Genomic DNA, 14,226 nt, shown 5'->3' on the forward strand with positions numbered 1-14,226 from the left:
CCCGAATCTCCCCAAACAGGTATCTTCTCCGGCGCCAACCGTCCCGTGACGGTGGGCATCGTGCTCGTTGTCACGTTGATCGCGTTCGAGGCCATGGCCGTCGGGACCGTGATGCCCGAGGTCTCCCGCGAGCTCAACGCCTTCGACCTGTACGCGTGGAGCTTTTCCGCGTTCCTCATGGCCGGGCTTCTCGTCAACGTGATCGCCGGTCTCTGGTCGGACAGCAGGGGCCCGCTCCTGCCGATGGTGCTGGGGCTCGGCCTGTTCATCGCGGGGATGGCCATGGCCGGCGTCGTCGGCTCCAAAGAGCTCTTCATCATCGCCCGCGCCATTCAGGGTTTCGGCGCCGGCGCCGTGATCGTCGCCATGTACGTGCTGATCGCCCAGGCCTATGCGCAGAGCCTGCAGCCGAAGATCTTCGCCGCCCTCTCCGCGGCCTGGGTCCTCCCCTCTCTGATCGGGCCCGCCGTCGCCGGCTTCGTCGCGCAGGCCGCCGGGTGGCGCTGGGTCTTCCTCGGCACGATCCCCCTGGTGATACCGGGCTTCCTGCTCCTGCTGCCGGTCCTGCGGCGGACCGGGGCCCCACCGGAGGAGGCCGGTGCGCCCGCGACGGGCCGGGCCCGGCCGGCGGTGCGGACCGTCGCCGCGATCGCCGTGGCGGCCGGCGCGACCGCGATCCTGTACGGGATCGACAACCTTCGATCCGGCGCGCTCCCGATCGCCGCCACCGTGGCGGGCACGGCGATGCTGCTCCTCGGGCTCCCCCGGCTGCTCCCCGCAGGCGCGCTGCGGCTCGGACGCGGCCTGCCCACGACCATCGTCATGCGCGGTTTCCTCGCGGCCGCCTTCTTCGGCGTCAACTCGTTCATCCCGTGGCTGCTCACCGACGTGCACAGCTTCTCCACCACCAACGCGGGGATCGCCCTCACCACGGGTGCCGTCGGCTGGTCCCTCGGCTCCTACCTGCAGGCCCGCCGGTCCTACGACCGGATCAACCTGGTTCGCTGGGGGGCCGTCTGCGTGGCACTCGGGATCGCGGGGACCGTCGCCATCGGCCTCCCCGGGGTGAGCGGCTGGGTGGCCGTACCGGTCTGGATGGTCGCCGGGCTCGGCATGGGGGTCGCCATCACCAGCGTCAACGTGACGATGCTGCGGCAGTCGCCGGTCGCCGAGCAGGGGGTCAACTCCGCCGCGCTGCAGGTCTGCGACACCCTTGGCGCCTCCCTCGCCATCGGCGCCGGCGGGGCGATCATCAACGCGATCGGCCGGGACCGGCTGGCCGTGGGCTTCACCGTCACCGTCGTGGCCATGGCACTCCTGGCGGCCTTCTCCTCGGTGGCCGCCCTGCGGATGCGGGAGCGCTGACCCGTACGGGCTACCGCCTGCCGGTACTCGGGGCAATACTCAAAGGACCTGTGGTCGTCGAGGAGCCGCCGTGCATGAGGGGCCGTTCAGCAAGGTACGCAAGGCGTTGCGGGGGGAGCGGGAGCCGTACCCCCCCGACCCCGAAGCCGTGTCCGACGACGAGGACCCCCGGCTGGGGTGGTACCGGAAGCTGAAGGAGCCGCTCGGACCGAAGGACCCCGCGGATCCTCAAGGGGACGACCACGCCTTCGACGACGAAGGACCCCTGTGGGGTGATTCCGTGCCCGGCACTCCGCGGGGTCGCGCCGGGCGGCTTGAGCGGGACGACGACGCGGGGTACGACGCGGGGTTCCCGGATGAGGAGGCGGAAGAGGCCCACCGGCGTGCGCGCCCGTACGGCGTGGCGGCCGTACGCCGTACCGACGAGGACCTCGATGAGGAATTCGAGGACGAGGGGATTGAGGACGAGGAGTCGGAGGAGCGGGATCGGTGGCGGGTGGGCCCGTACGGGGTGCGGGCCCAGCCTTCCGATCATGAGGGGTACGGGGACGACGGGGACCCGGGCGGGCGGTTCGAGCGGACGGAGGGGGGTGGGTGGCGTCCCCGTCCGTACGGCGTGGCGGCCGTTCCCCGTGTCGATGAGGACGTCGACGAGGAGTTCGAGGACGAAGGGTTTGAGGACGAGGGGATTGAGGACGAGGGGATTGAGGACGAGGAGTCGGAGGAGCGGGATCGGTGGCAGGTGAGCCCGTACGGGGTGCAGGCTCAGGCTTCCGATCTTGAGGGGTATGGGGATCCGGGCGGGCGGTTCGAGCGGACGGCGGGAGGCCCCCGGCGTGCCGCGGAGGTCCAGGACGACGTGCCCCCGTCCGGCCGCAGGTACGGCGCGCCGGTCAAGCCGAGACGGCGCGGGGTCTGGGTGGCCCTGGCCATCGGCCTGGTGCTCGCCGGAGGCTACTTCGCGCTGGGCGGGCCGCGGGACGCCCTCCGGGACGGGGCGACCGGGGTGAGCGTGACGCTCCCGGCGGGGTGGCGGGCGGGTACCGACGTGGTGCCCTCGGGGTTCACCTCGTTCGCGGAGACGGGCGACGGTTCGGCGACGGTGTACGTCGGGCCGGGTCCCGGCGGGGACATGCGGGCCGCGCTGGAGCCGCTCGTCCGCGAGCACGCCAGGCTCTTCCTCCGCCACGACCGGCTCCGCACCCTGGAGGAACGCGAGGAGACCCTCGACGGCAAGCCCGCGTTCACCAAAGCGGTCCGGGGGGAGTACGACGACGCGCTGGCCCAGCCGAGGTACCTGCGCCTGACCCTGCTGGAGGGGTCTTCGGCCACGGTCATGCTGCTCGGGGTGGGCCGGTCCGACGATCCGCGGCTGCGGGAGCAGATCGACGCGGTGATCCGGAGCGTCCATAGCACTCCGTAGTGCTCTTGGCGAGTATCGCGGTCCTCGGCACGTCTTGTCGGTCGCTGCGACTACCCTTGTCCCACCGTGAGCACCTTCGCCGCTTCGAGCCTCCCGCCCGCCTATCCGGATCGCGCCGCCTGGGGCACCGCGCAGAAGCTCCGTGCCTGGCAGCAGGAGGCGATCACCCTTTATTTCCAGCGGGAACCGCGGGACTTCCTCGCCGTCGCGACACCCGGCGCCGGCAAGACCACCTTCGCGCTGCGGATCGCCGGTGAGCTCATCCAGCGACGGATCATTCAGTCTGTGACGATTGTCACGCCGACCGAGCATCTGAAGCGGCAGTGGGCCGACGCGGCGAGCCGGGTGGGGATCGCGATCGATCCCGAGTTCAAGAACAGCCAGGGCGCGGTCTCGTCCACCTACGCGGGGGTGGCGGTGACCTATGCGCAGGTCGCCATGCACCCGGCGCTGCACCGGGCCCGCACCGAGGCCCGGAAGACGCTGGTCATCTTCGACGAGGTCCACCACGCGGGCGACGCCAAGTCCTGGGGCGACGGCGTCCGCGAGGCGTTCGATCCGGCGCGGCGGCGGCTCGCCCTCACCGGCACGCCGTTCCGCTCGGACACCAACCCGATCCCGTTCGTCTCCTATGTCGAGGATTCCGACGGCGCGCTGCGGTCGGTGCCCGACTACTCCTACGGGTACGGGCCCGCGCTCGCCGACGGCGTCGTCCGGCCGGTGATCTTCCTGGCGTACGCGGGGGAGATGCGCTGGCGCACCCGGGCCGGGGACGAGATCACCGCCGCCCTCGGCACGCCGCTCACCAAGGATCAGCTGTCCCAGGCGTGGCGGGCGGCCCTGGACCCGAAGGGCGACTGGATCCGCCAGGTGCTGATGGCCGCGGACAAGCGGCTCACCGAGGTCCGGCGCGGGGTGCCCGACGCCGGTGCCCTGGTCATCGCCTCGGACCACGAGACGGCCCGCGCCTACGCGGCGCACATCCGGTCGATCACCGGTCAGGGGGCCACGGTCGTCCTCTCCGACGACCCGGAGGCCTCCAACAAGATCAAGCAGTTCTCGGCGTCGGAGCAGCGCTGGCTGGTCGCCGTCCGGATGGTCTCCGAAGGCGTGGACATCCCCCGCCTGGCGGTCGGGGTCTACGCCACCAGTGTCTCCACCCCGCTCTTCTTCGCCCAGGCCATCGGCCGTTTCGTCCGGATGCGCAAGCGGGGGGAGACCGCGTCGGTCTTCCTCCCCTCGGTGCCCACCCTCATGGGCTTCGCGGCGGAGATGGAGGTCGAGCGGGACCACGTCCTGAACCGCAGGCCACCCGAGGACGGCCTGGACGACGAGCTCCTGGAGCAGGCCCGGGAGAAGAAGGACACCCCGGACGTGGTGGGGGACGAGCTGCCCTTCGAGACCGTGGAGGCCTCCGCCACCTTCGACCGGGTGCTCTTCGACGGCGGGGAGTTCGGTACGGCCGCGGCGCACGGGTCACCAGAGGAGGAGGACTTCCTCGGCCTGCCCGGCCTGCTCGAACCCGACCAGGTGGCCACGCTCCTGCGCAAGCGGCAGGCCGACCAGCTCGCCGCCAAACGCCGTAAGCCGGCCGAGGAGCAGGCTCCGCCCGAGCTGACCCCGCACGAGGAGATGGCCCAGCTGCGCAAGGAGCTGAACGGCCTGGTCGGCGCGTGGAACCACCGGACCGGCCAGCCGCACGGCGTGATCCACGCCGAGCTCCGCCGGGCCTGCGGCGGCCCGTCCATGGCGCAGGCGTCGGCCGAGCAGATCCGGACGCGGATCGAGACCATCCGCAAGTGGGCGTCCCGCTAGGGCTCAGTCGCTCCGGACGACGGGGGTGCCGACGAGGGCGACGCCTTTGGCGCGGAGTTCCCGCAGGGCCTTGGCGGTGGTCTCCCGGGCCACCCCGGCGGTCAGGTCCAGCAGGACCCGGGTGGTGAGCCCGGCCGAGGCGGCGTCCGCGGCGGTCGCCCGTACACAGTGGTCGGTGGCGATCCCGACCACGTCGACGGAGGTCACCCCGCGTTCGGCGAACCAGTCGGCCAGGGTGCTTCCGTCGGCGGAACGGCCTTCGAATCCGCTGTACGCCGCGGACCGCTCGCCCTTGCTGAAGACCTCCGTCACCCGGCTCAGGTCGAGCGCGGGGTGGAAGCCGGCCCCGGGTGTGTCGGCGACGCAGTGCGGCGGCCAGGTGGTCGCGTAGTCCGGCGACTCGGAGAAGTGGTCACCGGGGTCCACGTGGTAGTCGCGGGTGGCCACGACGAGGTCGTAGGGCGTCTTCCGCATGTGCTCGGAGATCGCGGCGGCCACCTCGGCGCCGCCCGCGACCGCGAGCGAGCCACCTTCGCAGAAGTCGTTCTGCACGTCCACGACGACCAGCGCGTTTTTCATGGCGTCTCCCTCCTCGACTGGTCTTCCCCGCCGTCCCCGCCGTCACCCATCACAGGAAATATCCGGCTAAAGCTAGATGAACTCTGTGGGGATCGCCGCGCTTCCCCGGGAGAGCTGCACCGCGGTGCGCGGGAGCTCGCCGAGGCTGTCGGTGTGCCGGGCCCGGGCCAGGTCCAGGGACTCCCGCCCGACGATCTCACCGTTCCTGACCAGCCGGACCATGAGCGGCCGGTCCGTCACGGCCCCGCCGGGCGGATCGGAGTCGAGCCGGACGCCCGCAGGGGTCTCCCGGGGCTCGACCACGACCAGCTCGGCCGTCGCCCGGCCGTCCGCCAGGCGCCGCAAGCCGTGTTTGCGCCCACCCCGGCTGGGTTTGCCCACCGAGCTCTTGGCCACCGGCTCCAGCGGACCGCCCGGCCCGGTCGCCCGCGCGACCATCTTGTAGACGAGCGCTGCGGTGGGCGCCCCCGAGCCGGTCACCAGGGAGGTGCCGACGCCGTACCCGTCGACCGGCGCGGCGGCGAGCGCGGCGATGGAGTGCTCGTCCAGGTCACCGGTGACGATGATCCGGGTGTGTTCACCCCCGAGCGAGTTGAGCAGCGCCCTGACCTCGGCGGCGGCGAGGGCGAGGTCGCCGGAGTCGATCCGGACCGCGCCGAGTCGCCCGCCGGCGACCTCCATCGCGGTGCGCACCCCCGCGGCTAGGTCGTAGGTGTCGACCAGGAGCGTCGTCCGGGGGCCGAGCGAGGCCACCTGGGCGGCGAAGGCGGCCCGCTCGCTGTCGTGCAGGAGGGTGAAGGCGTGCGCGGCGGTGCCCGCCGTGGGGATGCCGTACCGCCGGCCCGCGGCGAGGTTGGAGGTGGCGGCGAAGCCGGCGAGGTAGGCCGCGCGGGCCGAGGCGATCGCCGCCGACTCGTGGGTCCGGCGCGTGCCCATTTCGATCAAGGGGCGGGAGCCCGCGGCGGAGACCATCCGGGAGGCCGCCGAGGCGATCGCACAGTCATGGTTGAGTACGGACAGCACCAAGGTTTCCAGGATCACCGCCTCGGCGAACGTGCCCTCCACGACGAGGATCGGCGATCCGGCGAAATAGCAGTCGCCCTCTTGATAACCGTAAATATCTCCAGTAAAGCGGTATGTCGAGAGCCATCGGACGGTCTCCTCGTCGACCACCCGGTGCGCCCTCAGGAACTCCAGCTCGTCCGGGCCGAAGCGGAATCCCTCCAGCGCTTCGAGCAGACGGCCTGTTCCGGCCACCACACCGTACCTGCGCCCCGCCGGCAGATGCCGCGAGAAGACCTCGAAGACCGAGCGCCGGTCCGCGACACCGCCGCGGAGCGCCGCCTGCACCATGGTCAGCTCATAGTGATCGGTCAGTAACGCGGTGCTCGCGGCGTTTTCCACAGTGTGAAGACTACGGCTGAGGTGGTGCAGGATGGTGTACGTGGCTAGTACCGCTCCGGTCGAGGTTGAGCGTCCTTCGGCAGACGTCCGGCCCGATCTGCCGTGGCTGACGATTGTCTGGAATGATCCGGTCAATCTGATGTCCTATGTGACCTACGTCTTCCAAACGGTCTTCGGATACCCCAAAGCCAAGGCCGAGAAGCTGATGTTGGACGTCCATCACAAGGGCAAAGCCGTTGTGGCGAGTGGGAGCCGGGAAGAGATGGAACGCGACGTTCAGATCCTGCACTCCTACGGACTGTGGGCCACCGTGCAGCAGGACACCGCGTGAGCGGCGGGTTCACCCGGCGCGGGGACGGGGTGGAGATCCGGCTCGACGTCGGCGAGGTCGCGATCCTCCGGTCGCTCGCGTCCCAGATCCTCGGCCTGGTGGAGCCCGGAGCCGTCGGCGACGATCCGCTGGAGCGCGCGCTCGGGATCGTCGACTCGGCCGGCCCCCCGGACGACCCGGTGCTCGCCCGGTTCTTCCCCTCGGCCTACCGCGAGGACCCGGAGGCGGCCGGGGAGTTCCGGCGCTACACCGAGGCCTCGCTGCGGGACGGCAAACGCGACGACGCCTCCACCCTGATGCAGACGGCCCTCCCCGGAAAGGTCCGGCTCGATCAGGAGGAGGCACAGGCGTGGCTGCGTTCCATCAACGACGTGCGGCTGGCGCTGGGGGTGCGCCTGGAGGTCACCGAGGAGATCCACGAGGAGGTCGCCGCCATGTCCGAGGACGACGAGCGCTATCCGGCGTTCGTCACCTACGACTGGCTCACCTTCCTGCAGGACTCCCTGGTACGGGCGCTCTGGTGAGACAGGCGCTCGGATAGCCTGTCCCGCATGCTGACGATCTCACGTGACCTCGTCGACCGGATCGCGGCCCACGCCCGGGCCGACCACCCCGACGAGGCGTGCGGGGTGATCGCGGGCCCGCTGGGCTCCGACCGCCCCGAGCGGTTCATCCCGATGGAGAACGCCGAGCGTTCCCCCACCTTCTACCGGTTCGACTCCCACGAGCAGCTCCGGGTGTGGCGGGAGATGGACGACCTGGACGAGGAGCCGGTCGTCATCTACCACTCGCACACCGCGACGGAGGCCTACCCCTCCCGGACCGACATCTCCTACGCCTCGGAGCCGAACGCGCACTACGTCCTGGTCTCCACCCGGGACGAGAGCGACACCGAGTTCCGCTCCTACCGGATCCTGGACGGCGTGGTCTCCGAGGAGGAGGTCCGGGTCGTCGAGGCGTACGGCTGAGGCGGCGTCCCGCCGTACCGGGGCCATGCCGTACCGGGGCCATATGGCCGCCGATGTGCTTATGGCTAGACTAAGGACCATGTTCGCGACGCATGCCCCCGCCCGGCGCGGCACGTCGCCGATCATTTGGCCGAGTCCCGTGCAGAACTATCTGTTCGGGCACACTCCCGCCGTCGTCGTCTACGACTGTTCGGGTCGCTGACACCCAGGAATCCCGGTGGCCGCCGCTGTGTTGGCAGACACGTCGGCACCGGGTAGGCGAATCTGTAGGCAATCCGTGCCGGTGCCAGGGTCTCCCGCATCGCACGCAAGGCATATGACGACGATTGAACCTAGGAGCGACGATGGCCATCGAGGTCCGTATTCCGACGATCCTGCGCACCTACACCGATGGTGCCAAGGCGGTCGAGGGGGCGGGTGCCACCCTGGACGAGTTGATCGGTGATCTGGAGGCGCGCCACCCCGGCATCCGGGCACGGCTTGTCGACGACAGCGGTCTGCGGAGGTTTGTCAACATCTACTTGAACGACGAGGACGTGCGCTTCCTCGGCGGGCTTGGCACGCCGGTCGCCGACGGCGACACGGTGACGGTGCTGCCCGCCGTGGCCGGCGGTTCCGGCGTCCCGCGTCGATTCACTCGCTGAGCGGGGTCCGCGCGGATGCGTTTCGAATCCCTGATCGACTCGGTCGGTCACACCCCTTTGGTCGGCCTGCCCAGGCTGTCCCCCTCGGCCGACGTCCGGCTCTGGGCCAAACTGGAGGACCGCAACCCGACCGGTTCGGTCAAGGACCGCCCGGCGCTGTGGATGATCCAGCAGGCGGAGAAGGACGGGCTGCTCCGGCCGGGCTGCACGATCCTGGAGCCCACCTCGGGCAACACCGGGATCTCGCTGGCGATGGCGGCCCGGCTGAAGGGTTACCGGCTCATCTGCGTCATGCCGGAGAACACCTCGCAGGAGCGGCGGCAGCTTCTCCGGATGTGGGGCGCGGAGATCATCTCCAGCCCGGCCGCGGGCGGGTCCAACGAGGCGGTCCGCGTCGCCAAGGAGCTCGCCGCGCAGAACCCCGAATGGGTCATGCTCTACCAGTACGGGAACGAGGCCAACGCCCGCGCCCACTACGAGTCGACCGGTCCGGAGATCCTCGCCGACCTGCCCACCCTCACCCACTTCGTCGCCGGGCTCGGCACCACGGGGACGCTCATGGGCGTCGGCCGCTATCTGCGTGAGCACGTCGACGGGGTCTCGATCGTGGCCGCCGAGCCCCGGTACGGGGAGCTGGTGTACGGGCTGCGCAACGTGGACGAGGGGTTCATCCCCGAGCTGTACGACCCCGGGGTGCTCACCACCAGGTTCTCGGTGACCTCCCACGACGCGCTCCGCCGGACCCGGGACCTCCTCGACCAGGAGGGGATCTTCGCGGGGATCTCCACCGGGGCCTCGCTGCACGCGGCGCTCGGCATGGCCGCCAAAGCGGTGAAGGCCGGGGTCAGGGCGGACATCGTCTTCATCGTCGCGGACGGCGGCTGGAAGTACCTGTCCACCGGTGCCTACGAGGGCACCCTCGAAGAGGCGTCCGAGCGGCTGGAAGGCCAGCTCTGGGCCTGAAGACGGATCATGCCGGTCGGCACGGGGCCGACCGGCATGACGTCCGGTGTCGTTGTGGCTCAGCCGACGACGATCCGAAGCGTTATCCGGGAGTTGTCGCCGTCCTGGATCGCGCTCACGCCCGCCGCGCGGAGCGGCTGGAGGTCCTTGCGGGAGTTCTCCGGCAGGCTCTGCAGGTAGAGCTTCTCCAGCTTGTCGAGGTTGACGAAGACGGCGAAGTTGGCCTTGTCCGCCTCGGGGATCGCGAGCTTGAAGCCCTCGTCGTCGCCCAGCGCGCCCTCCTGGGCCAGCTGGCCGGCGTACTCCGGTGAGTTGGACACGGCCAGGCTGTCGCCGGCGGGCACCCTGGTGAGCTTAACCCCGGCCCCGGAGTCGTTGAGGACCCGCTCGACCTTGTTGAGGACTTCCTGGGCCTTGTTGACGTCCGTGGTGAGCAGGGCGCCGATGGTCGGCACGGGCGCCTGCGGGTCGAGACCCTTCTCGTCCAGGGAGAGGGTGAGGCTCTTGCCGAGCAGGGTCTGCAGGTCGGCCGGGAGCGTGATGCCGTACCGGCTCTGCAGCTGGTCGAGGAACTGGCCGAAGCCCGGCGTGGCCGTCAGCGTGGCGAGGCTCTTGTTCCACTGGGCGCCGAGGTTCTCCGAGACCCCGGAGAACGAGATCGCCGCGGCCGTGGAGGCGGGCAGCGTCCCCATCTTGACCGTCTCGGGCGTGCCGACGCCGTTCATCTGCTCGAAGCCGCGTACCACCCCGGTGAGCTCGACGTAGCTGCTGTCGAAGCGGAGCGCGCCGACGAATCGGGCGTTCTTCGCCGCGGCCAGCGTGTTCTGGTCGATCCCCTGGTCGCCGAAGGCCTTGGTGAGCTCGCCGAGGGATCCCCAGAAGGAGAAGACGCCGGGGTCGCCGAGGGCGGCGAGGTCCTCGCTGAAGTTCGCGTTCGAGGAGAGCGGCGAGGATCCCGCTTCGGCCGCGTACCGGTCGGCGTCGGCCTGGGTCTCGCCGAAGATCGCGTATCCGTTGAGGAACGTGAAACCGGTCTTGATCTTGAGCTTGGGGATGCCGGCGCGGGCGGCGGCCTCGTCCTTGACCTCCACCGCGACGACGAGCCCGGGGTTGTTCCCGTTCTTGCCCGGTACGGCCGCGAGGCCCAGGCGGTCGCCGAGCCACGGCTCGACGTCGCGCGCGTAGTCGACGGCCTTCAGGTCGTCGCCGGTCTCCTGCTTCAGGTTGTCGAAGAGGGCCCGGCGCGGGTCGTCGCCCGTGCCCAGCCGCTCCGAGGCCGAGGGGAACTTGCGGCTGAAGCCGAACAGGGCGAGCTTCTGGCCCGCCGAGGGGTTGATGTCCACCCGGGCGTAGGCGATCGCGTTCCCCGGCAGCACCTCGTGCGGCTGGGTGCCGCCGCCGCTGAGCGTGTTGAAGGCGTAGACCCCGCCGCCGCCGACCACCAGGACCAGGACCGCCGCGATCGCGGCCACCAGCCAGGAGCTCTTCTTCTTCCGGGTCGGGTGCTGCGACCCGGAGAGGTACTCCGGCGAGCCGTATCCGGGCACGCCCGGCGACCAGTTCGCGCCCTGGCCGTACGGCTGCTGGCCCTGCGGCGCGCCGTACGACGGGCTCGGCGCCCCGTACGAGGGGTTCGGGGCTCCGTACGGCTGCTGTCCCTGCGGTGCCCCGTACGGCTGGCTGCCCTGCGGCTGGGTGTAGTGCTGTCCTTGAGGTGCCCCGTAGGGCTGTCCTTGAGGTGCCCCGTAAGGCTGCTGTCCCTGCGGCGGTGCTTGCGGTGCGCCGTAGTTGGGGTTCGGGGGTGGAGGTTGGCCCTGTCCGTACGGTTGTGTGCCGTAACCCTGGCTCTGCCCACCACTTGGACTGTATGGTCCACCTTGAGGTGGCTGGCCGTATTGGCCGTACGTCCCCGGGTTGATCGCCCGGGTCTTGGAGAGATCGGGCTCCGGCTCGTTCGGATATCCCTGGTTATTGGACACAGTCCACCCCCATACAAATGCGGCAGATCAGACGGTAACGCATAGAGATCGCTACTGTCCGAGGACCACTGCATTACATCCCACTTGCCGTCCGGTTGCTCTTGGCTTGCAACCGGACCCGTGCGCCCCCACCCGTTGCCCGGCCACGCCGTTCGAGCGCCCGGTTAAGGTGATGGGCGCCAGAACATTATTCGAGTGAGGGGTGCGATGACGAAGTTCGACGAGGCGACGCAGGCGACCCGCGTCGACGAGCACACCTACGACGTATGCCTCGACCCCGGCTACACGGTCGCCGGCGCGCTCAACGGCGGCTACCTCATGGCCACCGTGCTCCGCGCCGTCACCGACGCCTCGCCGCACGCCCACCCCGTCTCCACCAGCGCGCACTTCCTGCGCACGCCGAAACCGGGGCCCGCCCGCGTGCGCCTGGAGCAGATGAAGACCGGCCGCACCGCCGCCGTGACCCGGGCGACACTCGTCCAGGACGGCACGGCGTACCTCGACACCCTGGCGACCACCGCCACCCTGCGGGAGGACGCCGACCCCGACTGGGCGGCCCCGCCGGGCGCGGTGCTGCCCCCGGTCGAGGAGTGCCTGCCGCTGCCCGATCCCGGGCCCGAGTTCGCCATGACCCTGCACGAGCGGATCGACCTGCGCTTCGACCCGCCGACCCTGGGCTGGTCCCGCGGCGCGCCGAGCGGCAGGGTCGAGATGCGGGCCCACTTCAGGCTGCGCGAGGAGATCGATCCGGACCCCCACCTGATCGCGCTCGCCGTGGACGTCCTGCCGCCCGCCGTCTTCTCCATCGGCTCGTTCGGGTGGGCGCCCACCGTGGAGCTCAGCTGGCATCTGCGGGCCCTGCCCGCACCCGGATGGCTGACCCTGATCTGCGGCGGGCGGCTCGTCAGCGACGGCTGGTTCGACGAGGAGGTCGAGGTCTGGGACGAGGCCGGACGCCTGATCGCCCAGTCCCGGCAGCTGGCCCGGGTGGGGCGGGGATGATGTTGGGGATTTCAAGGGGAGGAACACGTATTTCTACGTCAAAGATCGATAGGGGGCTCCTCTAGCCTTGGACCCTATGGCGGAGTTGAACATCGGCATCTTTGACAGCGGGGTGGGCGGGCTGACCGTGGCCCGCGCCATCCTCGACCAGCTGCCCCACGAGTCGATCCTCTACGTGGCCGACACGGCGCGTCAGCCGTACGGTCCCAAGCCGATCGCCGAGGTGCGCGCCAACGCCCTCGAATGCCTCGACCACCTGGTCGAGCACGGGGTGAAGATGCTCGTCATCGCCTGCAACACCGCCAGCGCGGCGATGCTCAGGGACGCTCGGGAGCGGTACGACGTACCGGTGGTGGAGGTGATCCAACCGGCCACCCGGCGCGCGGTGCGGGCCACCCGTACCGGGCGGGTCGGGGTGATCGCCACCCGGGCCACCATCGAGTCGCAGGCGTACAACGACGCCTTCGCCGCCGCCCCGCACGTCGAACTGACCAGCGTGGCCGCCCCCCTGCTGGTGGAGTACGTGGAGCGCGGGGAGACGATGAGCGAGGAGCTCATCGAGGTGGCGCGGGGCTACCTGGCGCCCGTGCTGGAGAACGGCTGCGACACCCTGATCCTGGGCTGCACCCACTACCCCCTGCTCACCGGGGTGATCTCCTACGTGGCGGGCGACGGCGTGACGCTGGTCTCCAGCGCGGAGGAGACCGCCAAGGACGTCTACCGGGTGCTCCACGACCGCGGGCTCGCCCGGGATCCGGCGCTGCCGCCGCCGTCGCACCGGTTCCGGGCCACCGGCGACACGCTGCTCTTCGGGCGGCTGGGCCGCCGGTTCCTCGGGCCGGAGATCGGAATCGTGGAGGGTGTCCCGGCGAAGGTGAACGGGACGCTGGTCGACGTCACGCCGTTCAAGCCGATGCCGGTGAACGGCGTGCAAGCCGTGGACAGAACACACCCCTAGGAGGCCTCTACCTGTGCGAATGACGATCGTCGGCTGCTCCGGGAGCTTCCCCGGTCCGGAGAGCCCCTCCTCCTGCTACCTTTTCGAGGCCGAGGGGTTCCGCATGATCCTCGACTTCGGGAACGGTTCGCTCGGCGCGCTGCAGCGCCATATCGGCCTCTACGACCTCGACGCGATCTGCCTGTCCCACCTGCACGCCGACCACTGCCTCGACCTGTGCGCCTACCACGTGGTGCGCACCTACTCCCCCTCCGGCGCCAAGGCCAGGATCCCCGTCTACGCCCCCGCGGACGCGCCCGCCCGGATGGCCGCCGCGTACGGCATGCCGATGGAGCCCGGGATGGAGAACGCGTTCGATTTCCGGGCGCTCGCCCCGGGCACCCGGCGGATCGGCCCCTTCGAGGTGACCACCGCCCTGATGAACCATCCGGTGGAGACGTACGGCTTCCGCGTGTCCCACGGCGGCGCCACGGTGGCCTACTCGGCCGACACCGGGGAGACCGAGGAGCTGGTACGGCTGGCGCGCGACGCCGACATCCTGCTCTGCGAGGCGTCCTTCCTCGACCGGCCCGACCTGCCCCCCGACCTGCACCTCACCGGGCGGCACGCCGCCGAATACGCCAAGCGCGCCTCGGTGTCGACCCTGATCCTCACCCATCTGGTCCCCTGGTACGACCCCGAGCTGATCCTGCGGGACGCGTTCGGCGGCGGGTTCGAGGGCCCCATGGAGCTCGCGCGGGCGGGCGCCGTCTACGACCTCGGCGATTCGCGGGGGCCCGGCGGCGGCTAAGGTGG

At 70.6% G+C, this 14,226-nt stretch carries 15 protein-coding genes; 12 read left to right on the forward strand and 3 right to left on the reverse strand.

Annotated elements, in window-relative coordinates; translation table 11 throughout:
- The first annotated feature begins 60 nt into the window (after positions 1 to 60).
- The 3 genes from RUR_RS23370 to RUR_RS23380 all read left to right on the forward strand — a co-directional run bounded on the left by RUR_RS23370 (position 61) and on the right by RUR_RS23380 (position 4,603).
- Positions 61 to 1,365 (forward strand): MFS transporter, encoded by a 1,305-nt coding sequence (locus RUR_RS23370; RefSeq protein WP_283137305.1) that lies wholly within the window; start codon positions 61 to 63, stop codon positions 1,363 to 1,365.
- 70 nt (positions 1,366 to 1,435) lie between these two features.
- On the forward strand, positions 1,436 to 2,788 hold the full coding sequence (locus tag RUR_RS23375) for a hypothetical protein (protein WP_283137306.1): 1,353 nt from the start codon (positions 1,436 to 1,438) through the stop codon (positions 2,786 to 2,788).
- Positions 2,789 to 2,854: 66 nt separating this feature from the next.
- Entirely contained in the window at positions 2,855 to 4,603 is a 1,749-nt protein-coding gene (locus RUR_RS23380) for a DEAD/DEAH box helicase (protein ID WP_283137307.1), read from the forward strand.
- Between the two features lie 3 nt (positions 4,604 to 4,606).
- On the opposite strand, the gene RUR_RS23385 is transcribed toward RUR_RS23380, so the two are convergent.
- Positions 4,607 to 5,182, reverse strand: coding sequence for an isochorismatase family protein (locus tag RUR_RS23385; RefSeq protein ID WP_283137308.1), 576 nt, complete (start codon positions 5,180 to 5,182; stop codon positions 4,607 to 4,609).
- A 72-nt stretch (positions 5,183 to 5,254) separates the two neighbouring features.
- Positions 5,255 to 6,535, reverse strand: coding sequence for a nicotinate phosphoribosyltransferase (locus tag RUR_RS23390; protein WP_428847025.1), 1,281 nt, complete (start codon positions 6,533 to 6,535; stop codon positions 5,255 to 5,257).
- 82 nt (positions 6,536 to 6,617) lie between these two features.
- Here RUR_RS23390 and clpS point away from each other — a divergent pair, with 82 nt between their 5' ends.
- The 6 genes from clpS to RUR_RS23420 all read left to right on the forward strand — a co-directional run bounded on the left by clpS (position 6,618) and on the right by RUR_RS23420 (position 9,492).
- Positions 6,618 to 6,917 carry an ATP-dependent Clp protease adapter ClpS gene (gene clpS, locus RUR_RS23395; RefSeq protein WP_283137310.1) on the forward strand — a complete coding sequence of 100 codons (300 nt, stop codon included), beginning with the start codon at positions 6,618 to 6,620 and terminating at the stop codon, positions 6,915 to 6,917.
- On the forward strand, positions 6,914 to 7,441 hold the full coding sequence (locus RUR_RS23400; RefSeq protein WP_283137311.1) for a DUF2017 domain-containing protein: 528 nt from the start codon (positions 6,914 to 6,916) through the stop codon (positions 7,439 to 7,441). Before clpS ends, RUR_RS23400 begins: the two co-directional genes overlap by 4 nt.
- A 27-nt stretch (positions 7,442 to 7,468) precedes the next feature.
- Complete coding sequence (locus RUR_RS23405) at positions 7,469 to 7,885, forward strand: M67 family metallopeptidase (RefSeq protein WP_283137312.1); 417 nt, start codon at positions 7,469 to 7,471, stop codon at positions 7,883 to 7,885.
- A 79-nt stretch (positions 7,886 to 7,964) separates the two neighbouring features.
- Positions 7,965 to 8,087 carry a hypothetical protein gene (locus RUR_RS23410; protein ID WP_283137313.1) on the forward strand — a complete coding sequence of 41 codons (123 nt, stop codon included), beginning with the start codon at positions 7,965 to 7,967 and terminating at the stop codon, positions 8,085 to 8,087.
- Between the two features lie 142 nt (positions 8,088 to 8,229).
- The gene (locus tag RUR_RS23415) at positions 8,230 to 8,529 is read left to right on the forward strand and encodes a MoaD/ThiS family protein (protein WP_283137314.1); all 300 of its coding nucleotides are present in this window, start codon (positions 8,230 to 8,232) and stop codon (positions 8,527 to 8,529) included.
- Between the two features lie 15 nt (positions 8,530 to 8,544).
- Entirely contained in the window at positions 8,545 to 9,492 is a 948-nt protein-coding gene (locus RUR_RS23420; RefSeq protein WP_283137315.1) for a PLP-dependent cysteine synthase family protein, read from the forward strand.
- 59 nt (positions 9,493 to 9,551) lie between these two features.
- On the opposite strand, the gene RUR_RS23425 is transcribed toward RUR_RS23420, so the two are convergent.
- Positions 9,552 to 11,471, reverse strand: a complete 1,920-nt coding sequence (locus tag RUR_RS23425; protein WP_283137316.1) for a DUF3352 domain-containing protein — start codon at positions 11,469 to 11,471, stop codon at positions 9,552 to 9,554.
- A gap of 207 nt (positions 11,472 to 11,678) precedes the next feature.
- On the opposite strand from RUR_RS23425, the gene RUR_RS23430 reads away from it, so the two are divergent.
- From RUR_RS23430 to RUR_RS23440, 3 genes are all read left to right on the forward strand, one after another.
- Positions 11,679 to 12,473, forward strand: a complete 795-nt coding sequence (locus RUR_RS23430) for an acyl-CoA thioesterase (RefSeq protein ID WP_283137317.1) — start codon at positions 11,679 to 11,681, stop codon at positions 12,471 to 12,473.
- Between the two features lie 76 nt (positions 12,474 to 12,549).
- Positions 12,550 to 13,431 carry a glutamate racemase gene (gene murI / locus RUR_RS23435; protein ID WP_283137318.1) on the forward strand — a complete coding sequence of 294 codons (882 nt, stop codon included), beginning with the start codon at positions 12,550 to 12,552 and terminating at the stop codon, positions 13,429 to 13,431.
- Between the two features lie 13 nt (positions 13,432 to 13,444).
- A complete protein-coding gene (locus RUR_RS23440; RefSeq protein ID WP_283137319.1) occupies positions 13,445 to 14,221 on the forward strand; it encodes an MBL fold metallo-hydrolase in 777 nt (258 codons plus the stop codon).
- Positions 14,222 to 14,226 lie beyond the last annotated feature (5 nt).

The organism is Rhizohabitans arisaemae (assembly GCF_025996515.1).
In the GTDB taxonomy this organism is placed as follows: Bacteria; Actinomycetota; Actinomycetes; order Streptosporangiales; family Streptosporangiaceae; genus Rhizohabitans; species Rhizohabitans arisaemae.